This is a genomic window from Bacillus sp. UNC437CL72CviS29 (assembly GCF_000482345.1).
GTDB classification, from domain to species: Bacteria; Bacillota; Bacilli; order Bacillales; family Bacillaceae_G; genus Bacillus_A; species Bacillus_A arachidis.
The window spans coordinates 131,296-154,466 of record NZ_AXVB01000003.1 but is presented as its reverse complement, the minus strand read 5'-3'; the positions used below and the strand labels follow the sequence as shown (position 1 = coordinate 154,466).

The 23,171-nt window shown below is 36.6% G+C and carries 22 protein-coding genes and 1 pseudogene; 3 read left to right on the top strand and 20 right to left on the bottom strand.

What is annotated here, in order from left to right:
- Nucleotides 1-4 precede the first annotated feature (4 nt).
- The 4 genes from buk to M014_RS0100860 form a co-directional block, all read right to left on the bottom strand.
- A complete protein-coding gene (gene buk, locus M014_RS0100875) occupies nucleotides 5-1,108 on the bottom strand; it encodes a butyrate kinase (protein WP_026590003.1) in 1,104 nt (367 codons plus the stop codon).
- Between the two features lie 87 nt (nucleotides 1,109-1,195).
- On the bottom strand, nucleotides 1,196-2,296 hold the full coding sequence (locus tag M014_RS0100870) for a leucine dehydrogenase (protein WP_026590002.1): 1,101 nt from the start codon (nucleotides 2,294-2,296) through the stop codon (nucleotides 1,196-1,198).
- Between the two features lie 35 nt (nucleotides 2,297-2,331).
- Complete coding sequence (gene yqiS, locus M014_RS0100865) at nucleotides 2,332-3,231, bottom strand: phosphate butyryltransferase (protein ID WP_026590001.1); 900 nt, start codon at nucleotides 3,229-3,231, stop codon at nucleotides 2,332-2,334.
- A 195-nt stretch (nucleotides 3,232-3,426) separates the two neighbouring features.
- Nucleotides 3,427-5,499 (bottom strand): sigma-54 interaction domain-containing protein, encoded by a 2,073-nt coding sequence (locus M014_RS0100860; RefSeq protein WP_026590000.1) that lies wholly within the window; start codon nucleotides 5,497-5,499, stop codon nucleotides 3,427-3,429.
- Between the two features lie 138 nt (nucleotides 5,500-5,637).
- Between M014_RS0100860 and M014_RS0100855 the strand changes: the two genes are divergently transcribed.
- Nucleotides 5,638-5,871 carry a DUF2627 domain-containing protein gene (locus M014_RS0100855; RefSeq protein ID WP_026589999.1) on the top strand — a complete coding sequence of 78 codons (234 nt, stop codon included), beginning with the start codon at nucleotides 5,638-5,640 and terminating at the stop codon, nucleotides 5,869-5,871.
- A 38-nt stretch (nucleotides 5,872-5,909) separates the two neighbouring features.
- Here M014_RS0100855 and M014_RS0100850 read toward each other — a convergent pair whose 3' ends face one another.
- Nucleotides 5,910-6,638, bottom strand: coding sequence for a glycerophosphodiester phosphodiesterase (locus tag M014_RS0100850; protein ID WP_026589998.1), 729 nt, complete (start codon nucleotides 6,636-6,638; stop codon nucleotides 5,910-5,912).
- A gap of 50 nt (nucleotides 6,639-6,688) precedes the next feature.
- Here M014_RS0100850 and M014_RS27690 point away from each other — a divergent pair, with 50 nt between their 5' ends.
- Complete coding sequence (locus tag M014_RS27690; protein ID WP_081810939.1) at nucleotides 6,689-6,835, top strand: YycC family protein; 147 nt, start codon at nucleotides 6,689-6,691, stop codon at nucleotides 6,833-6,835.
- A gap of 197 nt (nucleotides 6,836-7,032) precedes the next feature.
- Here M014_RS27690 and M014_RS27530 read toward each other — a convergent pair whose 3' ends face one another.
- The 15 genes from M014_RS27530 to accB form a co-directional block, all read right to left on the bottom strand.
- Complete coding sequence (locus M014_RS27530) at nucleotides 7,033-7,563, bottom strand: hypothetical protein (RefSeq protein WP_051588523.1); 531 nt, start codon at nucleotides 7,561-7,563, stop codon at nucleotides 7,033-7,035.
- Nucleotides 7,564-7,785: 222 nt separating this feature from the next.
- Entirely contained in the window at nucleotides 7,786-8,580 is a 795-nt protein-coding gene (spo0A, locus tag M014_RS0100835; protein ID WP_026589997.1) for a sporulation transcription factor Spo0A, read from the bottom strand.
- A gap of 286 nt (nucleotides 8,581-8,866) precedes the next feature.
- Nucleotides 8,867-10,168, bottom strand: coding sequence for a SpoIVB peptidase (spoIVB, locus tag M014_RS0100830; RefSeq protein ID WP_026589996.1), 1,302 nt, complete (start codon nucleotides 10,166-10,168; stop codon nucleotides 8,867-8,869).
- Nucleotides 10,169-10,285: 117 nt separating this feature from the next.
- Nucleotides 10,286-12,025 (bottom strand): DNA repair protein RecN, encoded by a 1,740-nt coding sequence (recN, locus tag M014_RS0100825; protein WP_026589995.1) that lies wholly within the window; start codon nucleotides 12,023-12,025, stop codon nucleotides 10,286-10,288.
- Between the two features lie 263 nt (nucleotides 12,026-12,288).
- Nucleotides 12,289-12,738, bottom strand: coding sequence for an arginine repressor ArgR (gene argR / locus M014_RS0100820; protein ID WP_017150893.1), 450 nt, complete (start codon nucleotides 12,736-12,738; stop codon nucleotides 12,289-12,291).
- A gap of 142 nt (nucleotides 12,739-12,880) precedes the next feature.
- Nucleotides 12,881-13,720 carry a TlyA family RNA methyltransferase gene (locus M014_RS0100815; protein ID WP_026589994.1) on the bottom strand — a complete coding sequence of 280 codons (840 nt, stop codon included), beginning with the start codon at nucleotides 13,718-13,720 and terminating at the stop codon, nucleotides 12,881-12,883.
- 3 nt (nucleotides 13,721-13,723) lie between these two features.
- Entirely contained in the window at nucleotides 13,724-15,616 is a 1,893-nt protein-coding gene (gene dxs, locus M014_RS0100810; RefSeq protein WP_026589993.1) for a 1-deoxy-D-xylulose-5-phosphate synthase, read from the bottom strand.
- Between the two features lie 365 nt (nucleotides 15,617-15,981).
- Nucleotides 15,982-16,875: a polyprenyl synthetase family protein gene (locus M014_RS0100805; protein WP_026589992.1), complete on the bottom strand. Its 894-nt coding sequence runs from the start codon at nucleotides 16,873-16,875 to the stop codon at nucleotides 15,982-15,984.
- Nucleotides 16,875-17,105 carry an exodeoxyribonuclease VII small subunit gene (gene xseB / locus M014_RS0100800; protein ID WP_026589991.1) on the bottom strand — a complete coding sequence of 77 codons (231 nt, stop codon included), beginning with the start codon at nucleotides 17,103-17,105 and terminating at the stop codon, nucleotides 16,875-16,877. Before xseB ends, M014_RS0100805 begins: the two co-directional genes overlap by 1 nt.
- Nucleotides 17,095-18,453, bottom strand: coding sequence for an exodeoxyribonuclease VII large subunit (xseA, locus tag M014_RS0100795; RefSeq protein ID WP_026589990.1), 1,359 nt, complete (start codon nucleotides 18,451-18,453; stop codon nucleotides 17,095-17,097). The genes xseB and xseA overlap by 11 nt, the downstream gene beginning before the upstream one ends.
- Nucleotides 18,454-18,479: 26 nt before the next feature.
- A complete protein-coding gene (folD, locus tag M014_RS0100790) occupies nucleotides 18,480-19,340 on the bottom strand; it encodes a bifunctional methylenetetrahydrofolate dehydrogenase/methenyltetrahydrofolate cyclohydrolase FolD (RefSeq protein WP_026589989.1) in 861 nt (286 codons plus the stop codon).
- Nucleotides 19,341-19,363: 23 nt separating this feature from the next.
- Nucleotides 19,364-19,756: a N utilization substance protein NusB gene (gene nusB, locus M014_RS0100785; RefSeq protein ID WP_026589988.1), complete on the bottom strand. Its 393-nt coding sequence runs from the start codon at nucleotides 19,754-19,756 to the stop codon at nucleotides 19,364-19,366.
- A 345-nt stretch (nucleotides 19,757-20,101) separates the two neighbouring features.
- Nucleotides 20,102-20,494, bottom strand: coding sequence for an Asp23/Gls24 family envelope stress response protein (locus M014_RS0100780; RefSeq protein ID WP_026589987.1), 393 nt, complete (start codon nucleotides 20,492-20,494; stop codon nucleotides 20,102-20,104).
- Between the two features lie 23 nt (nucleotides 20,495-20,517).
- The gene (gene accC, locus M014_RS0100775) at nucleotides 20,518-21,870 is read right to left on the bottom strand and encodes an acetyl-CoA carboxylase biotin carboxylase subunit (RefSeq protein ID WP_026589986.1); all 1,353 of its coding nucleotides are present in this window, start codon (nucleotides 21,868-21,870) and stop codon (nucleotides 20,518-20,520) included.
- Nucleotides 21,871-21,886: 16 nt separating this feature from the next.
- The gene (accB, locus tag M014_RS0100770) at nucleotides 21,887-22,375 is read right to left on the bottom strand and encodes an acetyl-CoA carboxylase biotin carboxyl carrier protein (RefSeq protein WP_026589985.1); all 489 of its coding nucleotides are present in this window, start codon (nucleotides 22,373-22,375) and stop codon (nucleotides 21,887-21,889) included.
- Between the two features lie 590 nt (nucleotides 22,376-22,965).
- Here accB and M014_RS29485 point away from each other — a divergent pair.
- Nucleotides 22,966-23,164: pseudogene (locus M014_RS29485) on the top strand (DNA recombination protein RecO).
- The last annotated feature ends 7 nt before the right edge of the window (nucleotides 23,165-23,171 follow it).

Sequence of the window (23,171 nt, the reverse complement as noted above, 5' to 3'; positions counted from 1 at the left end):
TATCTCAACCCCTAGCTACCGTTTCTTTTTCTCGTACAACATACTCTTTTGGAGCTTCTTCCTCACGTAACACACGAAGCGCTCCTTCTGCTAATGCTTGTAATTCATCTTCTCCAGGATGTACAATGACATCTGCAATCCAATGAACACGCTCTTTAATTTCATCAACAAGGATTTTACTATATGCAAGTCCACCTGTTAAAACAATTGCATCGACTTTCCCATGAAGAACGGCACTTGCCCCACCAATTTCTTTTGCAACTTGGTACGCCATTGCTTTATAAATAAGTGTTGCCTCAGGATCACCTTTCTCAACCATGTTTTCAACCTTAATTGCATCATTTGTGCCAATGAGACTCACTAACCCGCCTTGTCCAACAATCTTTTTCATCATTTCATCGCGGTAATACTCACCAGAGAAACACATTTCAACTAACTGTCCAACTGGTACTGTTCCAGCACGTTCTGGACTAAATGGCCCTTCTCCGTTTAAGCCATTATTTACATCGATAACTTTTCCATTTTTATGAGCACCAACTGTAATCCCACCGCCCATATGAGCAATTAATAGGTTTAAGTCTTCATATTTACGATCAAGCTCTGCTGCAACCTTACGAGCTACCGCTTTTTGATTTAACGCATGAAAAATACTTTTCCGCTCCATACCAGCTATTCCACTAATGCGTGCAATCGGTGCCATTTCATCAACAACAACTGGATCAACGATGAATGCCGGAATATTTAATCCAGAAGCGATTTCATATGCTAAAATCCCTCCAAGATTTGATGCATGGTGACCGCTATATCCACTTTTTAAATCTTCTAACATCGATTCATTTACTGTATACGTACCACCTTCAATCGGACGAAGTAATCCCCCGCGGCCACAAACAGCGTTTAATTTCGAAATATTAATACCATGAGAATGAAGAACTTCTAAAATGGTTTCTTTTCGGAATTCATATTGATCAATAATTCGTTTATATTTCCCAATTTTATCTACATCATGACGAATTGTTTCTTCTAGAACAGGTCTTTCATTATCAAAAACACCTATTTTTGTTGATGTACTACCCGGATTAATAACAAGGATTCGATTTAAAGACAATGTTGCTACCTCCACCTTTAAATTCAAAAGGCAGTGGAAACCTCATAAGAGGTAACCACAGCTTTTGTAAAATTTATATATGATAGATTAGCGACGGCTAATAATGTCATGGCCGTTGCGTAAGAATGTACTACGTGTATTTTTTAAACTTGCAATACGCTCTTCAGCTAGACGATCTGCTGCAAGATAAGTTGGTACACCATCACGTTTTGAAATTTCAATTACTTTTGCAATTGTGTCATAAATAGATTCTACGCGTTTTAATGCACGTTCTCTATTGTATCCATATAATTCATCCGCTACGTTAATTACGCCGCCCGCATTAATTACATAATCCGGTGCATATACAATTCCCATTTCATGAATCGTATCGCCATGACGATCTTCTTTTAATTGGTTATTTGCAGAACCCGCAATTACTTTTGCTTTCAGTTGTGGAATTGTTTCATCATTCACTGTTGCCCCTAGTGCACATGGTGCGTAAATATCACATTTTACACCGTAAATTTCGTTTGGCTCAACTGCTGTTGCACCAAATTCTTCTACTGCACGTTGTACTGCTTCTTTATTAATGTCTGTAACGATTAATTGTGCTCCCTCAGCATGTAAATGTTTGCATAAGTGATATGCTACGTTTCCAACACCTTGAACAGCAATTACTTTTCCTTCTAAGCTATCTGTACCAAATGCTTCTTTTGCTGCTGCTTTCATACCACGGTAAACACCATAAGCAGTTACTGGAGATGGATTACCAGAAGAACCGAATGAAGGTGAAATACCTGTTACAAAGTCAGTCTCTTCATGAATAATATCCATATCATCAACCGTTGTACCAACATCTTCTGCAGTAATATAACGACCGTTTAAGCCTTGGATATAACGTCCTAGCGCACGGAACATTGCTTCACTTTTATCTTTACGTGGGTCACCGATGATAACTGTTTTTGCACCACCTAAGTTTAAACCAGCTGCTGCGTTTTTATATGTCATCCCTTTTGCAAGACGCAATGCATCTTCAATCGCCGCTTCTTCAGAATCATATGTCCACATTCTTGTTCCACCAAGTGCCGGTCCAAGTGTTGTATCATGAATTGCAATGATTGCTTTTAATCCAGATTCTTTATCTTGACAAAATACTACTTGCTCATAATCATATTTTTCTAAGTATTCGAAGATTTCTAATGTCATTGTCATTTCCCCCTAATTGTTTTTACCCTTTTGGTTTATTTAGAAGCAGTCGCAACTGCTAAAGCTAATGAATATACTTTTGTTTCTGCCGAATCGGCACGAGATGTTAAAACAATTGGTGCTTTCGCGCCAGCAATCATCGCTCCTACATTTGCATTTGCAAAATAAACAAGCGATTTATATAGCACGTTTCCGGCTTCAATCGTTGGGACGAGTAAAATGTCTGCCTTACCTGCTACATCACTTACAATGCCTTTGTGTTCTGCTGCAATTTGTGATACAGCATTATCTAAAGCAAGTGGTCCATCAACGACACAATTTTTAATTTGTCCACGACGATTCATTTGTGTCAACATTGCTGCATCAATTGTTGCCTGCATTGCTGGATTAATAACTTCCACCGCTGCAACTGGAGCCACTTTCGGTAATTCAATTCCTATTGCCCGGGCAACTTCAACAGTATTTTGTATAATAGCAGCTTTTTGCTGTACATCAGGTGCAATATTCATCGCTGCATCTGTGACGAAAATAAAGCGATCATAATTTGGAACTTCAAATGCCGCTACATGCGATAATACGCTACCTTTGCGAAGTCCCCACTCTTTATTTAATACTGCTTTTAAAATACTTGCTGTTGGGATGTTCCCCTTCATAAGCACATCGGCTTCACCATTTCTTACTGCCTTAACAGAAAGTTCCGCAGCCTCGATATTTGATGATGCTGCAATCACTTGAACATGGTCTGAAGCTTGTAATCCATGCTCTTGTAACATACCCATAATTATTTCTTGATTTCCATATAGACGAAATTGAGCTAACTGTAATTGTATCGCTTTAACTACTGCCTCAATTACTTCATGATCTTCAGCTACTGCCACAGCCACAGTTTTTCTTGGCTTTCCGGCTGCTTGATCAATTAGGTTTTGCAACTTCATATTTTGTAATCAACCCTTTCCGTCGTCCCTCGTCTATTTAATAAGCAAATACCGTGCCAACTTTTTAAAGTGGTCATACCAATTATGAAAACGTATACAAAATGCAGTAAAATCAGCACTTTGAAAAATCACATAATATTCTGTCTTAAAATGTCGTTTTTTATATACCATGCAATAAATTGCATGGTATGCAATTTATTGCATGCTATTTTTTGCATGGTCATACTTTTCTAACTTATAATATAAATTTCGAACTGAAATTCCTAACGCTTTTGCCGTCTTTGTTTTATTCCCTTCAAATTCCTCTAAATATTCATGTATAATATTCCCTTCAAATTCTGTTACCAGGTGTTCAAGAGACCTTTCTTCTAATTTAGGTAGCAAACTAGTCCCCTTTACCTCCACTTGATCTCCCTTATGCAAAGAAGGTAAATGATGCACCTCAATATACATTTCATTATAGTTCATAAAAATAATGGCCCGTCCCAAAATATTTTCTAGCTCTCTCACATTCCCAGGCCAATCATACGATTGCAAATATTCAATAGCCGCTTCTGTTAACCCTTCTACATTACGGCCATAATCTTGGTTAATTTTTTGAATCAATCGTTCTGATATAACAGGAATATCTTCCTTCCGCTGACGAAGAGAAGGAATTTGGATCGGAATTTTATTTAAGCGATAATATAAGTCTTCTCGAAACTCACCTTCCAAAATTGCTTTTTCTAAATTTACATGTGTGGCTGCAATAACCCGAACATTAATAGGAATCGGCTTTGTCCCTCCCACCTTCACAATCTCTTTCTCCTGTAAAACACGCAGTAATTTCGCTTGTGTACTTGCAGAAACTTCTCCAATCTCATCTAAAAAAATACTCCCATTGTTCGCTTCTTCAAAGAAGCCACGTTTACCGCCTCTTCTCGCACCAGAAAATGCTCCTTCTTCATAACCAAACAGTTCACTTTCTAATAGCGTTTCTGAAATAGCAGCACAGTTCACACGCACAAATTTATTGTACTTCCGATTACTCCCATTATGAATAGCATGCGCAAATAACTCTTTTCCAGTTCCTGACTCTCCTCGGAGCAATACAGTTGCCGGTGTATTCGCTCCAAGTTTTGCTTGTTCAATTGCGGCCATCGTTTCATCAGACGTCCCCACAATATCCTCAAAAGAATATTTTGCTTCGAGCGTTCGAATAATTTGTCTTGCCCGATTTAATTCATGCGTTAACTTTTGAATTTCTGACACATCACGAATAACACCAACGCTGCCCTTCAATATACCATCAACAATAACCGGTGCCACATTTACAACTACATCTCGTTTTTTCTGTCCAATCTTCATATGTATCCCCCGAACAGCTCTACGCGTCCGAAGTACTTTCATATGCATACTCTCGCCTTCTACAATATCAGTCGTCGCCGGTTTCCCAATAATGTCATCCTCGTTTAGACCGGTTAATTTTGTATAAGCAGGATTAATTACAAGACCTCTCCCCTTCTCATCTACAACAGAAATCGCTTCCTCAGACGAATGAATGATCGCTTCTAATAATGTTTGAATTTCTTTTAAATCTGTAACCTCTTCCGCCAAGTCTACAACTTCTGTAATATCTTTAAAAATTGCAAATGCCCCTTGAACCTCTCCGTCTTCTTTCAAAATAGGAATGCGCGTTGTAATAATCTTCTTTCCATTCCCTAATGTCAGTTCATGATTCACTTCTATTTGTTTCGTTCGTATAATGCGAAGTAATTTACTAGTCGGGATTACTTCGAAAATGTATTTCCCTACCGCTTCTCCGGACTTATAACCTGTTATACGTTCTGCACTTTTATTAAATAATTTTACATACCCTTCTGAATTAATCACGATCATTCCATCATGAGTGGAATTTAAAATTAAATTCCCTTGCTGCGTTTGTTCTTTTAATTTTTCAATTAGCTCTTCCTTCTCATGTGCTAACCTCGTAACAATCTTCGCAATATCTCCTGGTATCAAAAGGGTGTTTTCTCGTTTGCTTTCTAAAAGAACTTTATGTAATTGATAATCCCCTGTCATATCAAACATCACATCAATATCAGTTGCCAAAAAGGGCTCTATATTCGTTCCAATTGCAATATGTCGTTCTTTTGCAAGTTGCAATCCTTTCGCCTTTGGGTTTATATCAATCATCCCTATAATCTCAAATATATTTGAACTCTGTAGCAAGCTCAGAATCGTACTTCCACCTTCGCCCGCTCCAATAATTAACACTTTTTGTTTCACACATTACACTTCCCCTCGAAGTATCTCTGCAAAATTTTGCACACCCTTATCTTACTCGTTCAGCCCCCTCTTGACAAACCCCCTTTTTATATAACATCATTTAATATATACAAAATTATCTGAAAAGGAGCATTACCTATGCAGCGTTACTTTGCTCTTCTCTTAGCACTTATTCCCATTTCATTAGCAGTGCTAGGGATAAAACTAATGAGAGATACTGTATTCGGCATCCTTTTATCTCCCATTCCTGTATTGTGGTTGCAATTTTTAATAGGTGTATTCTGCTTTGCAATCGGTTTTTATATCTTTGGCGGCTTCGTATTATACCGCGATCGTAAGCGAAATAAAGTTCAAGCCCGTTTTCGAAGATAAGTAAACATAAAAAATGAGACCTTCTTTCATTAAGGGTCTCATTTTTCCACTTGCAATAGTACTCTAGCAGTTTCTGGATAATCAGTAATAATTGCTGATATATTCATATCAAAATATTTACGCATGACCGTCTCATCATTTATCGTATACGGACGAACATCAACTCCACATTCCATTGTTAATTCAGCAATCGCATCAGGAAGGTAACGATAATTCGGATGAATAGCAGTAGCACCCATTTTTTGCGCATACGCCCACGGACTATGTAAACCTTCTCGATATAAAATAGCCGTTTGAATATCCGGGGCCATCATATGACACATCTTCATACTGTAATGATTAAAAGAGGAGAAAATGATTCGATCTTCTAAGGCAAATTTTCTTACAAGTGTTATAACCTCTTCTTCTAAACCATGATATGGAATTTTATTATTTTTTAATTCAATGTTAAGCAACAATGAATTAGATTGTAGCCATTCTAGCACTTCCTCCAGTAAAGGAATTTTGCAGAACCCTACTTTTTCAGAAAACTTGTAACTGGCATCTAACTTCCGTAAATCTTCATATAAATAATTTCGAACAGCACCCTTACCGTTCGTTGTACGATTGACCGTTTCATCATGAATAACAACGATTTTTTTGTCTTTTGTAAACTGTACATCCAATTCAATACCATCTGCTCGAAATGATTCCGCAGCTTCAAACGAAATCATTGTATTTTCTGGATACGTCCCAGCTGCACCTCTGTGAGCAAATACAAGAGTCATCCTCTCTCCCCCAATCTTATGCTATACTATACGAAAAAGGAGGTACTTCTATGAGACCATTACAAATTTCTCCAGACACTGCAATTCGCCTATCAAAAGCTCTAGGTGTTCCACTTGAACAAATTATGCATATGCCACAGCATATTTTAATTCAAAAGTTAGTTGAATTAGAAAAACAAAATAAAGATAAAGAATAATATAGTCCTGTTTTGCAGGGCTTTTTATTACCCTCAATTTATTCCCTTTTTAATTCATCTTATCACTGAGCAATTTCACATAAAACCTTATAGTTTAAACGAAAATAATGTGAGTGCACAGTTACCCATCATTAACAAACATTTTTTAATGCGAAAGAAAAACACCTCTTACTTTATAACCTCGATAGTGAACCCATTTAGATTGGCAATGTTAAAGCCATTACGATATTTTCTCTATACTCCTCGTCCTTTTCCTTCAATTCTAGAACCTTACGCCTCAAATCAATATTCACATATAGTTCGCAATAACGATTTAATTCTTCATCTTCATCAAAAAACAATTTAAATTTTAGAATTTCATTTTCAAAATTTGATGGATCACCCGCTAATGTAAAACACGTAAAAGGTACTACATTATTCATTTTAGAATTACTATCTTTCGATAAGTATAAATGTGATATAACGTTTACTAAATAATCGGAATCACTCCCCAAAGAATAAAATACAATACCGTTTTGATGAAAAGCGTTATCATTTATTTCCCCTTCAGTACTTATACCCCTTATCATATTATTTTTAAAAGCAATCATGAATCCAACAATTTCCCCTTCAAATTGACCAAAAGCTTTAACAACATGATACCCTTTCTCTCTCCAATAATGTGTAATATTAAACGTTAAATCTTGAAATCCCTCTTCTGTATTTTCATTAATCACCACAAATTTCATATCAGTCCTTATACTCCTTTTTCTATTTTCTAAAAAGATACCTCTTATTTCCAGCGTAACATAATAAAAACCTCCTATCTATCGGAATAAACTTCTAATCCAATAAATAAAAGGTTTTTAAATTAACCGCCAATTACTTATGTACTTTATTGCCTACATACGTAATTTGTTGGCTATTAAATTTTGTTATGAAATACGCTTAACATCTTGATACAACAACACTTACGAAGCCTTATGTTCAAGCCTTAACTTATCTGCTACCATCGCGATAAATTCTGAATTCGTAGGTTTTGCTTTTGACATCGATACAGTATAACCAAATAAGGACGAGATTGAATCAATATTCCCACGGCTCCACGCCACTTCAATTGCATGGCGGATTGCGCGTTCTACACGGCTTGCTGTCGTATTATATTTTTTTGCAATATCCGGGTATAAAACTTTCGTAATAGAGCCAAGAAGCTCGATATCGTTATATACCATAGAGATCGCCTCTCGCAAATACATGTATCCTTTAATATGAGCTGGTACACCAATTTCATGAATGATGCTGGTAATACTCGCATCTAGATTCTTCGGTTTTCCATCTACTGTTGTTGCAGATCGGAAAGATGGTAGTGGACGTTTAATTGTAGTATTCGTTTTACCGCTTACTTGACGAATATGACTCGTTAAATTTTCCATATCAAATGGCTTTAAGATAAAATAAGAAGCACCTAAATCAACTGCTTTTTTCGTTACATCCTCTTGTCCAAATGCTGTTAACATAATAACATTCGGCTGCCTTAGTCGTTCAATATGCCGCATTTTCTCTAATACCGCTAAACCATCTAAATGCGGCATAATAATATCCAAAACGAGTACATCTGGTTGTTTCTCTTTCAGTAAATTTAAACACTCTTGACCATTATAAGCAATCCCAATTACTTCCATATCATCTTGGGCAGCAACATAACTTTCTAACATTGATACTAGTTCCTTATTATCATCCACAAGACACACTTTAATTTTCTCCACAGCTTTTCCTCCCTTACCGAATCGATTCTCCCGACATGTGTAAGCTTCTAGGCTACATGAATTGTTCGACAATTGTGTGAAATTTCCCTTTTAAAGTTTCTTAATTTCCGATAAAATCACAAAAAAATATGTTTATCGTTCATTTATTTTCTTTCTTTACACATTCCATCATAGGTTTACAACGAAACGTTCACTCTTTTGTTTTATTTTACAACAAAAAGCAGCTCTTGCGGAGCTTTTACAAAATTTCAACGAATTTCTCAAAAAAAAAGCAAGCTGATGTTAGTCAGCTTGCTTTTTTCTCTTGCTCATAAATATTAATTCCTGCTTCATGTAACATCCATTCAATATGAACACCATACCCCGAAGTCGGATCATTCACAAATACATGTGTAACAGCACCAATCATTTTTCCATTTTGAACAATTGGGCTACCACTCATCCCTTGAACAATACCACCTGTTTTGGCCAACAAACGTTTATCTGTAACTTTTACAACCATTCCTTTTGTCGCTGGGAACTTTTGTGGTACCGTGCTTACGATTTCGATATCAAATGCCTCTACTTTGTCTTGATCGATAACTGTTAATATTTTTGCCGGTCCTTCTTTCACTTGATGAGATAAAGCAATCGGCATCGCCTCATCCATTATGCCATTTTTTATGCCTGTATTTAATTTACCAAAAATACCAAACGGACTATTTGTTGTAATATTACCAATTACTTCACGATCCGGTGAAAACCTTGCTAATTTTTCTCCTGGATTTCCATGACTACCGCGTTCAATAGAAGTAACTGTCGAACGAACAATCTGTCCGTCTTCTACTTGAATTGGTTTTTTCGTATCATTATCAGAAATAACATGCCCAAGTGCTCCATATTTCATGGAATCCGGATGAACAAACGTCATTGTTCCAATACCAGCAGCTGAATCACGAATATATAAACCAATTCGGTAAGACGACTCACCATTACCTTTTTCTGGTGTTAGTTTTGTACGAATATACTTACCATCTCGTAATAAAACAAGATTAATCGGTTCACCTGTTTGTCCACTGTCATGGATAAAAGGTGCCACATCACTCATTTTTTCAATTGTTTTTCCATTAATTTCAGTAATCATATCCCCAACTTGTACACCAGCCACTTCTCCAGGTGATACTTTACCTCTCTCTGTTTGAATTAAATGATGCCCAACAACAAGTACACCTTTTGTATTCAATTTTACTCCAATTGATTGGCCGCCTGGAATCACTTTAAAATCTTTCAATACTTTAACATTTACTTTTTTTACTGGAAAACCAGCAAGTTGAAAAACCATATCCGCTTCACCAGTTTGATGCGAATTTACTACAAGTCCGGATTTCTGTTCTTTATTTGAACTCACTGTAAAAACACTATGATTTGTCGATGAAGCCTGGAAAACTGGAAATGATGTTATTTCTGATTGTTGTCCCTCAAAAATAACAAGTTGCTTTGGGGATGAAATAAACGTACGAAGCGGTTTAAAACATCCGATAAAAACTAATGAAACAAGGAGACAAAGACCTATTATTTTTCGAAATTGCTCTAATTTCAATTTGTTCACTCTCCTCGCTCCTACCCACATTCAGCCTAACGACTTCATCTTTTAATTTCTCCTTGCAACGCTCTGTTTATAACCGGAAGAATTAAGAAATCATCATTTGAGCAAAAAGGCTATCCATTATTGGATAGCCTCTGCTGTCTGTTTAAAACGATGTGCTTGCATAAGTAACTCTTTAGCATGTTCCGTCGTTAAATCGGTAATTTCCACGCCAGAAATCATTCGAGCGATCTCCGTTACCTTATCCTCTGTACTTAATACAGCAACTGATGTAATCGTCCGATCATTTGCAACTTGTTTACGGATAAATAAATGTGAATCCGCCATCGATGCTACTTGAGGTAAGTGCGTAATACAAAGTACTTGTGAGTTTACAGATACACGATAAATTTTTTCCGCGATCGCTTGTGCTACCCGGCCACTCACTCCCGTATCTACTTCATCAAAAATGACAGATGCAACACCTTGGTGCTTAGAAAAAATACTTTTCAAAGCTAAAATAATACGGGATAATTCTCCACCAGAAGCTACTTTTGAAAGTTGTTTTAATGGTTCACCTGGATTTGTTGAAATATAAAATTCCACATGATCATATCCATCCACCGTACATTTCACTGGCATCCCATCTACAAGCGGATCATCAATACTACCTTCCCTTTTCGCAATCCTCACTTCAAATTTCGTTTTTTCCATATAGAGTTCTTTTAATTCTTGGTGGATTGCGTTCGTAAGGTGATCTGCCAGCTGATGACGCATATCACTCAACATCGTTGCTTCCTTTAAAACTACATTTTCTACTTCTTTTAATTTCTTTTTCGTCGTTTCAATATGTATATCTTTATTTTCAATTGTAAAAATTTCTTGTTCTATTTTATCAGCATACGCCAAAATCTCTTCTACAGTATTTCCATACTTTCTCTTTAACATACGAATTTCATTTAAACGTGTTTCAATTTCGTCTAAGCGATTCGGATCATATTCCATCATATCTAACTTTTCCCGAAGCTGATAGGCAACCTCTTCTAACAAGTAATAACTATTAGCAATCGAATCATGATTTTCTTGATATGCCTCATCTAGGTGTGTAATACTTTCCATTTGTCCCATTGCATTTCGTACATGATCGAGCCCACCGCCATCTTCACTTAATGAACGGTATGCATCACCAAGCGCTTTATAAATTTTTTCGAAATTGGAGATTTTTAATCTCTCTTCCGTCAATTCATGTTCTTCATCAACCTTCAAATCTGCTTTACGAATTTCTTCATGCTGGAATTGAATTAAATCTAATCGATGTGCCATCTGTTGTTCATTCTCTGTTAGAGATTTAAGATGCCTCTTCAACTGCTCATACTCAGCGTGTACACCTTGATATATTTCTAATTGGTTCACGATACGATCCCCATCAAAATGATCGAGCATAAACAAATGACGTTCCTCATTCATCAAATCTTGTGTTTCATGTTGTCCATGAATATCGACAAGTGTTTTCCCAATCTCTTTTAATATACTCAATGTAACAAGCTTACCATTTACACGACATACACTTTTCCCGTTCGCAGCAATATCCCGTTTTAAAATGATCATTCCATCTTCAATTTCAATATCTAGCTCTTCAGCTTTCGCAATACATGGATGCTTGTCATCCTCTATATAAAATAAACCTTCGATTTCAGCTTTCTCTGTTCCGTACCTAACAAACTCTGCTGAACCACGGCCACCAACAAGTAAGCTAATTGCATCAATAATAATTGATTTACCGGCACCTGTTTCACCACTCAAAACTGTTAAACCTTTTTGAAAAGAAATATTTAATGACTCAATAATAGCAAAGTTTCTAATCGATAATTCCGATAACAATGCTCCATTCACCTCGTTATAAACTAATCCTCTACTAAGGGCTTCCGCTGAGCACTTTTCGCTCAAGTAGTTATTACATGTATCATTTACTCTTCTAGCCCGCTCCATTGTACCAAACATTTGTTTTACGGGTCAATCCATCGATTTCCTAACTTCATTCTAACAAACACTATATTCCACTTTACATTTATCTATTTTTCCCATAACAAAAAAATATCTTGTTTACTTTTTGCTTAAAGCAAAAAATAAACAAGATTCTTTCTTTACAGCATATTTAAGAAACGATCTGATACAAAACCTGTATCTTCAGGCGTACGACAAATGATTAAGCAAGTATCGTCACCACAAATGGTTCCGATAATCTCATCCCATTCTAAATGATCAATAAGTGCTCCGAGCGCGTGCGCGTTACCAGGTAATGTTTTTAACACAAGCATATGTCCTGCTGTGTCTAACTTTACAAACGAATCGACGAGATTACGTTTTAATTTTTGCAACGGATTGAATCGTTGATCTGCTGGCAAGCTATATTTATAGCGACCATCATGTAATGGCACTTTCACTAAGTGCAACTCTTTAATGTCACGTGACACAGTTGCTTGCGTTACATTAAAGCCTTCATTACGTAAAATATCAACTAGTTCATCTTGCGTTTCGATTTCTTTATTCGCGATAATTTCTCTAATTTTAATATGGCGCTGACCTTTATTCATACATTTGCACCTCACACTATCTCTTACCATAGTTTAAACATTGGTATACTTCACTTATTTATGTTAACTTATAATCGTTTACTTGTACATAATTGTTTTTACAATCATTATACAATTCGAACAAAAAGAGGAACAACAATCGTTATTCCTCTTTCCCTTTTTGTTTTAAGACCTCATGAGCTGCTGTTACAACTTGCTCTACAGAAACTAGGGAATGATTTTCACCACTCTCACGCTCACCATGCCACGTTAAATGAATTAAAAACTCAATATTTCCGTCTCCACCCGTAATTGGAGAGTATGTTAAATTTTCAACATCATATCCTTCTTTTATTGCGAAATCAATGATCATTTCTACGACAGCTTCATGAACTTTACGATCGCGAACAATACCTTTCTTCCCAACCTGCTCTCTTCCGGCTTCAAATTGTGGTTTAATTAAAGCCGCAACATCACCATTTGGAGTCAATATTGTTTTTAAGACTGGCAAAATTAATTTTAATGATATAAATGAAACATCAATGCTAGCAAATTGCGGTAATCCACGCTCTAAATCGGTCGGTGTTACATAACGAAAATTCGTTCGTTCCATGACAACAACTCTCTCATCTTGACGAAGCTTCCAAGCGAGTTGATTGTACCCTACATCTAAAGCGTAAGATAACTTCGCACCGTTTTGCAGCGCACAATCTGTAAAGCCACCAGTTGATGAACCAATATCTAACATAATTTTATCTTGTAAATCAAGGTGAAAAGTCTCTAATGCCTTCTCTAACTTATAACCGCCACGGCTCACATATGGCATGACTTGTCCTTTTACCGTAATCGGTGTATCTTGTGGTATTTTTTCCCCTGGCTTATCGAGTCTCATTTCATTTGCATACACTAGTCCTGCCATAACAGCGCGTTTTGCCTTTTCGCGTGTTTCTATAAGCCCTCGTTCTACTAATAGTACATCTACTCTTTCTTTTTTTACACTCATTTGTTACGCCCTTTTTTGTTTTGATGGAATCATTGTATGAATACGGTCCACAACAGCATCTGTCGTTAAACCAATTTCTTCTAACAGCTTTGTAACACTACCATGTTCAATGAAATAATCTGGAATACCCATTCGTTCAATTAAAGCACTATGATATCCATGCTCAGTAGCAAATTCTGCTACACCTGTACCAAATCCACCGATTAAACAAGCTTCTTCAATTGTTAAAATCGGCATATTTTTTCCTAAGAGTTCATGTAAATACGTTTCATCCATTGGCTTAATAAAACGAGCATTCACAACTTTCACTGAAACTCCAGCTTTTTCAAGACGCTCCGCTGCTTCCATTGCCATTGGAATCGTTGTACCAAATGTTAAAATTGCTGCTTGCGTGCCTTCTTTTAATGTTTCCCATGTACCAATTGGAATCGCTTTGAATTCTTCATCCATTTGAACTCCAAGTCCATTTCCACGAGGATAACGCAGAGCAATTGGACCATCTTCATACTGCATCGCTGTATATACTAAATGCTGACCTTCATTTTCATCTTTCGGCATCATGAGTACCAAGTTCGGTAAATGACGTAAAAATGCGATATCAAATACACCTTGATGCGTTTCACCATCTGCCCCAACTAGTCCTGCACGGTCAATTCCAATGAAGACATTTAAATTTTGACGACATATATCATGAACAACTTGGTCATATGCACGCTGCAAGAAAGTTGAATATATTGCTAAGAACGGCTTCATTCCTTGCGTTGCCATCCCAGCGGCCATCGTTGTTGCATGTTGCTCAGCAATTCCAACATCAATCATACGATTTGGAAACTCTTTATGAAACTTTTCTAGCTTAGAACCAACTGGCATCGCTGGTGTAATCGCAACGATGCGCTCATCTGTTCTTGCAAGCTTATGAACCGTATCACTTACAACAGAACTCCATGCTGGTGCAACTTCCTTCGGTTTCACAAAGTCTCCCGATTCAATTTTATATGGCCCTGTTCCATGCCAAGTCCCAATGACATCACTCTCGGCAGGTTTATAACCTTTTCCTTTTTTCGTAATGACATGAACAAGCACTGGCCCTTTTGTTTTCTTTGCATATTGAAGCGTTTCAAACAAGTTTTCATAACTATGCCCGTCAACAGGACCTAAATATGTAAACCCTAACTCTTCAAAAAAGACACCTGATACAAGTAAATATTTTAAGCTATCTTTTACTTTTTCTGCCGTTGCTGCAACCTTCCCGCCAACTGCTGGAATCTTCTTAAGTAAATACTCTAGTTCATCTTTCACCCACTGGTATTTCCCAGCGGTACGTAAGCGACCAAGTACATTATGAAGTGCACCAACATTCGGCGCAATCGACATTTCATTATCATTAAGAATAACAATCATATCTGTTTTTTCATGTCCGATATGGTTTAACGCTTCTAAAGCCATTCCACCCGTTAAAGCGCCATCCCCTATGATTGGTATAACACATTCTTTCGTTTTCTTTAAATCGCGCGCCAGAGCCATTCCCATCGCAGCAGATAATGAAGTTGAACTATGGCCTGTTTCCCATACATCATGCTCACTCTCGCAACGTTTTGGGAAACCACATAGACCTTTATATTGTCTTAATGTACCAAACTCTTTTGCACGCCCTGTTAAAATTTTATGCACATAGGATTGATGTCCTACATCCCATAAAAATTTATCGTTTGGACTATCAAATAATTTATGCAGAGCAATTGTGAGTTCTACTACACCTAAGTTAGGAGCAATATGTCCACCTGTTTGAGAAAGCTCTTCAATTAAAAACTTCCGAATATCCTCACTCAGTGCCTCTAGTTCGCTGATAGACATATCTTTCAAAAAACTAGGGTTTTGAATTTGCGTTAGATCCACATGGATCACTCACTTTCGTTTCATAATCTGTCAACATGTCAAATATTATAAAAAATATTTGTACAACACAAGAAATTCTTTACTGGTTTTCCTATTACACTCTATTCTACCCTACTTTAGCAAACAATTTTCCATCCTTCTCTACCTTCTAAGAAAGTGAATTATCCCTTTCTATTAAGAAGTGATTCGATTCAAAGGATTATTGATTGCAGCTTCTCTATACGATGAAAAAAGAGCCGCTAACACAAAGTGATAACGGCAACGTAATCTAAATATATTTTTGCCAATAACAAAAAAAGAAAAACCTTTTTCTACATTTATACCACAAAATGAAGAATGACTCAACAAATGAAAACGCTTCTATATTAGTTATTACGCTTTGCTATTAAATCACAAATGGATAATAAATATTCATCTTGTAATCGTAAAGATGCTATCGCATCTTTCGCTTTAGCAATTGTTTCTCCTAAGATACATTTTGCTTCATCTATCGTAAACAACGTAGTATATGTACTTTTTTCATTGGAAACATCACTACCTATTGGTTTTCCAATCTCTTCTTCTGTTCCTTCTACATCTAAAATATCATCGCGAATTTGAAAAGCCAGACCGATATATTTTGCAAATGCAAGTAGTTTTTCTTCTTGCTCTCTAGTTGCTCCTGCAAGTATAGCTCCCGCAAGCACAGCATACTCTAATAAACGCCCTGTTTTATGCCTATGAATATATTCTAATTCTCTAAGTAACAGTTGCTTTCCTTCCGCCTCCATATCCGCTACCTGTCCGGCAACCATTCCTTCTGGTCCAGCTGCTTTGGCAAGTTCAAGCGCAAGCCTTAGTTTTGTTTCTGCAGAAATATCTTGATGATCATACGCTGACACTACTTGGAAAGCATATGTTAATAAGCCATCTCCTGCTAAAACAGCCATCGCTTCACCAAACACTTTATGATTTGTTGGTTTTCCTCTTCTTAAATCATCGTCATCCATACATGGTAAATCATCATGAATTAACGAATACGTATGAATCATTTCAAGAGCACAAGCTGCTCCTATGCCCAGTTCTCTTTCTTTTCCAAAAGCTTGCAACGTTGCAAATAAAAGTAACGGACGAAGACGTTTTCCACCCGCTTCCAATGAGTATGTCATCGCTTCACGAAGTACATTTGGACATTGTAATTGATTTACATAGCGTACAAGCTGCCCCTCGACGAAAGTTTTACTTTCTTTCACAAAAGCATCAAAAGCTACATATGCCACTATGCTTCATCTCCTACAGCCGTAAATGGGCTAAGTTCCCCATCTTCTCCCAGGATAACCGCCATTTGTTCTTGTACATCTTTCAACTTCTCATCACATAGCTTAGACAACTCCATACCTTCTTTAAAATATGAGATTGCCTCTTCTAAAGGAACATCACCTTGTTCGAGCTTAGAAACGAGATGTTCAAGCTGAGAAATTGCTTCTTCAAAGCTTAATTTATTTTCCATTGTTTAATTCACGCTCCTCTACGCCCGATACGTTACAATCTAAAACACCATCTTGTAATTGTACTGAAACAACGTCACCAAGACCGACATCTTTCACACTTTTTAACACTTGCTTTTTCTCGCTATACACAAGTCCATAACCTCTCATCATTACTTTCAGCGGACTTAATGCTTCTAGTTTTTGAGCCGCCCCCATAAATGCAAATTCTTTCGTTTGCAGTAATGTTTGCATTTCGCGTTGTAATTGCTTCTGCAATGTTTGTATTCTTGTCTTTGTTTGTAAAATCTTTTGAGAGGGATGATGCTTCTCCAAATAAAATGAAAGTTGTTTTAACTGATTTATCTTTTTCTCTATATAACGTTCTTTGGCTAAAATAAGCTGCTCAAGAGTGCGATCTAACTGTTCTTCTTTTTGTTCATACACTTGCTTTGGATAACGAAACGCATACGATTTTTGAAGTGTTTGCAACTGTTCTTGCTTTTTATGTAACGTTTCTCGCATTGCTCTTTGCAGACGAAGGGTTCGTTGCAACACTTTCTCTTGTAATTCAAGTATATTAGGTACTGCAAGTTCTGCTGCTGCTGTTGGAGTTGGTGCACGTAAATCTGCTACAAAATCTGCAATTGTAAAGTCTGTTTCATGTCCAACTGCTGAGATGATTGGAATTTCACTTGTAAAAATCGCCCGTGCAACCATTTCTTCATTAAAGGCCCATAGCTCTTCAATAGAGCCGCCTCCACGCCCGACAATTAATACATCTATCTCCCTCATATCGTTCGCTGTTTGAATCGCTTGTACAATTGAGGGAGCCGCAAACTCCCCTTGTACAAGTACAGGAAATACAATCACATTGCCAATTGGATAACGACGTTTAATCGTTGTTATAATATCACGAATCGCTGCTCCCGTTGGTGATGTGATGACACCAATTGTTTTTGCATATGCAGGAATTGGCTGTTTATATACTTGTGAAAACAACCCTTCTTCCTCTAGTCTTACCTTTAATTGTTCATAAGCTAAATGAAGATTACCAACTCCATCAGGCTGCATGTCATTAACATAAATTTGATATGAACCACTTGCTTCATAGACAGAGATTTTCCCTTTTACAAGTACCTTCATTCCATCTTCTGGTCTAAACTTTATATTACGATTATGCCCCGCAAACATAACCGCTGCTATCCTTGCATTTTCATCCTTTAATGTGAAATACATATGGCCACGGCTATGATATTTAAAGTTTGAAATTTCTCCTTTTAACCAAACAGACTGTAAATGCGGGTCATACTCTATTTTTGTTTTTATATAGCGTGTTAATGCTGTAACGGTTAAATATTGCTTTTCCATCTCTCTCTCCTCATAGCCGATTCAAATTATTTACAAACAACCCCTGCACGTTTTGCAGATTCAACTGTATTATGAAGAAGCATTGTAATTGTCATTGGACCGACTCCTTTTGGTACTGGTGTAATATAGCCTGCGATATCCAGTACATTATCAAAGTCAACATCACCGCATAGTTTTCCTGTGTCTAGACGATTAACACCAACATCAATTACAACTGCGCCTTCTTTTATATAGTCAGCAGTTACCATTTTTGGTCTTCCAACAGCTACAATTAAAATATCCGCTAACTTTGATAATTCTTTTATATTTTTCGTTTTGGAGTGACAATATGTTACAGTCGCATTTTCATTTAAAAATAACTGTCCCACTGGTTTTCCAACAATATTACTTCTTCCAATTACAACAACATGTTTTCCTGTAATATCAAGATTTGTTTCTTTTACTAATTCAACAATACCATGCGGTGTACATGGAAGGAATGTATCTTGGCCTGTCATCATACGACCAACGCAGATTGGATGGAATCCATCTACATCCTTTTCAGGTGAGATTCTTTCAATGATAGCTTTTTCTTCAATATGTTTCGGTAAAGGTAGTTGCACTAATATTCCATTAATACGGTCATCTTCATTTAAGCGATCGATTTCAGCTAACAAACGCTCTTCTGTAATTGTATCTGGAAACTCAATTAGCTCTGAATAAATTCCAACTTGTTCACAGCCCTTTTCTTTTCCTTTTACATAGGAACGAGACGCTGGATCTTCTCCAACTAAAATAACAGCTAATCCTGGTACAATCCCTTGTTCTTTCAACTTCACAACTTCTTCTTTTAATTGTGCTCGTTTTTTCTCCGCAACTTCATTGCCTTTGATGATTACTGCTACCATTTTAAGATTCCCCCTTAAAGAAATTACAGTGTGTCTTTTATATTAGATAAAACGCCGTTTATAAAACGACGAGATTCCTCATCCCCAAATGTTTTGGCAATCTCAATTGCCTCGTTAATTGTTACATTATGCGGAATTTCTTCCATGTACTTCATTTCATACACAGCTAGACGTAAAATACTGCGATCCACAATACTAATACGTTCTAATTTCCACTTCTTTAAATTTTGACGAATTGCTTCATCAATCGCTTCTTTATGTTCTACAAAACCAACAACAAGTGATTCTAAAAACTCGTTTGTTTCTTCGCCTTCTTCTAGCGTATTTTCCACCGCTACTTTCGGCTCTAATTCACCAGTAATATCCATTTGATATAATGCTTGCATGGCTCTTTCTCTAGCCGTCCTACGTTTCATTGTAACTCTCCTTTATACTTCAAGTCTTTCCTTATGTTTTGTTATATTATTATAATTTATAAGCCGTCAATTTACTTACCCTTACAGTTTTCATTGATTTTTCAACTTTATAATACAATGATAATACCACAATTTATCGTTTCATACACGAGTTATAAGGCTGAAAAATAATAAAAAGATTAACTTCAAGTTCCATATCATATCACAATGTACGTTTTTTTTAAAACGCATCATTTCTTGCTTATTTTTTCTATTTTTGAAATAGTATAATAATTAGAAGGTTTTGTGTGTGAAGAAATGAAACAAGAAAAAAAGGTGCCTTTTTGACGAGGCACCTTTTCATTTTTACACTGGCTCGATTTCTGTTTTTTGCGTTTCGAATGTTACACCAACAATGTGAACATTCACTTCTTTTGGCTCAAGACCCGTCATTGTAAAGAGCGCTTGACGAATATTATCTTGAATTTTTTGTGCAACAACTGGAATTGCTACACCAAAATACATAACAACATAAACGTCAACAATAATATCTTCGTTTACTAATTCAACCTTTACGCCTTTACCATGATTTTTCTTTCCTAACTTTTCAACAACATCTGTAGCAAAGTTACCGCGCATTGCAGCTACTCCATCTACTTCAGCAGCTGCAATACCTGCAATTACCTCAATTACTTCTGGTGCAATTTCTACTTTTCCAAGGGTTGTATCTTGACCCATATCTAACATATGTTCAGCCATGAAAAAAACCTCCTTTAAATGTATCACTGCGTCACAAGTTCATGCTCTTCCAAAAATTTCGTATTAAATTCCCCTTTTATAAAATCAGGATGATCTAGCAATTGTAAATGGAATGGGATTGTCGTATGTACGCCTTCAATGACAAATTCACTAAGCGCTCGTTTCATTTTTGCAATTGCTTCTTCACGTGTTTTTCCGTGAACAATTAATTTCGCAATCATCGAATCATAAAAAGGTGGAATTGAATAACCAGGATAAACAGCTGAATCGACGCGAATACCAAATCCTCCTGGTGGTAAGTACATTTCTACTTTCCCTGGAGATGGCATAAAGTTTTTGGCAGGATTTTCCGCATTAATTCGACATTCAATTGCCCATCCACTAAATTGTACTTCTTCTTGCTGTAGCGATAGCTTTTCTCCTGAAGCAACACGAATTTGTTCTTTAATTAAGTCCATCCCTGTTACCATCTCTGTAACCGGATGTTCTACTTGAATTCGTGTGTTCATTTCCATAAAGTAAAAGCTTTTCGTTTTATATTCATAAATAAACTCAACCGTACCAGCACCTGTATAATCAACCGCTACCGCTGCTTTTACCGCTGCTTCACCCATTTTCTCGCGAATATTCGCATCAAGAGCAGGAGAAGGGCTTTCTTCTAATAATTTTTGCAAACGGCGCTGAATTGTACAATCACGCTCTCCTAAATGAATCGCATTGCCATGTGCATCTGCCATTATTTGAATCTCAACATGGCGGAAATCTTCAACGTACTTTTCTAAGTATACACCAGGGTTCCCAAAAGCGGTACTAGCTTCTTGCTGTGTAATTTGAATCCCCTTTACAAGCTCCTCTTCATGACGCGCAACGCGAATACCTTTTCCACCGCCACCTGCAGTTGCTTTAATAATAACGGGATATCCAATTTGCTTTGCAAGCTCGATCGCTTCTTCTATGTTTTTTATAATTCCTTGTGAACCCGGTACAATTGGAACTCCTGCTTCTTTCATTGTATCACGAGCAACGTCTTTTGTACCCATTTTTGAAATTGCTTCGGGGCTAGGTCCGATAAAAATCAAATTACATTCACGGCATAGTTCTGCAAAATCAGCATTTTCAGCTAAAAATCCATAACCAGGGTGAATTGCATCACAACCTGTTAATTTTGCAACGCTTATAATATTCGTTAAATTTAAATAGCTTTCTTTTGATACCGTTGGCCCAACACAATACGCTTCATCTGCAATTTTCACATGAAGTGATTCTTTGTCCGCCTCTGAATAAATAGCAACTGTTTCAATATTCATCTCTTTACAAGCACGAATAATTCGTACAGCAATTTCCCCACGATTAGCTATCAATACTTTTTTTATCATCACAAAGACTCCCTTATTACGCTTTTACAAGAAATAGCGGTTGTCCATATTCAACAAGTTGTCCATTGTTGACAAGAATTTCAACAATTTCTCCATTTACCTCTGCTTCAATTTCATTAAAAAGTTTCATCGCTTCAACAATGCAAACGACTGTCCCTTCTGAAACACGATCTCCAACACTTACATATGGAGGTGTATCAGGAGAAGAAGAAGCATAGAATGTACCTACCATCGGTGATACGATTTTATGTAAATTCTCATCTTGAACAGCTTTCTTCTCTTCCTGCTTCGGTGCTTCTACTTGCGCCGCCGCTACCGCAGTTTCGATTTCTACAGCCTGTGTTTGTAGCGCTTGCTTCATAACTGGAGCAGTTTGCACAGAAACCACTTCATTACCTCGCTTTTTCATTTTAATTGTCGTGCCATCTTTTTTGTATTCAAATTCATCAATGTTAGAGCTATCAATTAATTTAATTAGTTCACGAACTTCTTGAATTTTAAACATGTAAAATCCACTCCCATACACTTGTTTGTCTCGTTTTTACAACTACCAACATATATAAAACTGTTTCGGTTGTAAAAATACGATGATTCTACTAGAAAGCTTATTTCTATGACACTTACTAGATAAAAATATTTGTTATTCTCATTTTACGATAAATATTTTCAACATTCCAACTTTATATTTCTTTACAATAAATCGAAACTCCTGTAAGAATATTATTTCACTAAATGATTTATTACCTAGTAATAATACCAAGTTTCACTCAAAATTGGCAAGACCACTTCAGAAAAAACATGTTTTTTCTTTATTAAAACTACGAAATACAAAGCATATTTCTACTAATACATTTTGATTCTCCAACATATAAATCGCTACTACGAGGAACAAAGAAGGACCTGATCGCTTCTATGCACAGACGAATTCGCTCCCTCAAAAAAGGTTTCTTTTTCATTTTATGTACCCCTGCATTTGTTGATTTATCAATACATATTTTTACCAAATATTATTTTTTTATTTACAAGCCGTTCATCCTTCCTTCATATACGAATAGTATATTCAAAGTAAAATATCTTGTAGTGAGGTGCAGAAATATGATATGGCTCATCTTGTTCGTTCCAGCTGTATTGATATGGCTCATCGTCGTCTTCACTCATGTAAAATATGGAAATAGTAATCATCATTACCACGAACCTTTAATTTTTTACTCGCAGCGCATTTCTCCTTTTCCTATAGAAAAGATTGAAACAGCACAAAAAAAGTGACATAGAAAAAAGCTATCGAAAGCGATAGCTTTTTC

Coding starts and splice junctions, on each gene's coding strand:
- M014_RS0100870 (WP_026590002.1), bottom strand. CDS start 2,296: ATGACATTAGAAATCTTCGAATACTTAGAAAAATATGATTATGAGCAA.
- yqiS (WP_026590001.1), bottom strand. CDS start 3,231: ATGAAGTTGCAAAACCTAATTGATCAAGCAGCCGGAAAGCCAAGAAAA.
- M014_RS0100855 (WP_026589999.1), top strand. CDS start 5,638: ATGCAGCGTTACTTTGCTCTTCTCTTAGCACTTATTCCCATTTCATTA.
- M014_RS0100850 (WP_026589998.1), bottom strand. CDS start 6,638: ATGACTCTTGTATTTGCTCACAGAGGTGCAGCTGGGACGTATCCAGAA.
- M014_RS27690 (WP_081810939.1), top strand. CDS start 6,689: ATGAGACCATTACAAATTTCTCCAGACACTGCAATTCGCCTATCAAAA.
- M014_RS27530 (WP_051588523.1), bottom strand. CDS start 7,563: ATGAAATTTGTGGTGATTAATGAAAATACAGAAGAGGGATTTCAAGAT.
- argR (WP_017150893.1), bottom strand. CDS start 12,738: ATGAATAAAGGTCAGCGCCATATTAAAATTAGAGAAATTATCGCGAAT.
- M014_RS0100815 (WP_026589994.1), bottom strand. CDS start 13,720: ATGAGTGTAAAAAAAGAAAGAGTAGATGTACTATTAGTAGAACGAGGG.
- xseB (WP_026589991.1), bottom strand. CDS start 17,105: ATGGAAAATAAATTAAGCTTTGAAGAAGCAATTTCTCAGCTTGAACAT.
- xseA (WP_026589990.1), bottom strand. CDS start 18,453: ATGGAAAAGCAATATTTAACCGTTACAGCATTAACACGCTATATAAAA.
- folD (WP_026589989.1), bottom strand. CDS start 19,340: ATGGTAGCAGTAATCATCAAAGGCAATGAAGTTGCGGAGAAAAAACGA.
- nusB (WP_026589988.1), bottom strand. CDS start 19,756: ATGAAACGTAGGACGGCTAGAGAAAGAGCCATGCAAGCATTATATCAA.
- M014_RS0100780 (WP_026589987.1), bottom strand. CDS start 20,494: ATGGCTGAACATATGTTAGATATGGGTCAAGATACAACCCTTGGAAAA.
- accC (WP_026589986.1), bottom strand. CDS start 21,870: ATGATAAAAAAAGTATTGATAGCTAATCGTGGGGAAATTGCTGTACGA.
- accB (WP_026589985.1), bottom strand. CDS start 22,375: ATGTTTAAAATTCAAGAAGTTCGTGAACTAATTAAATTAATTGATAGC.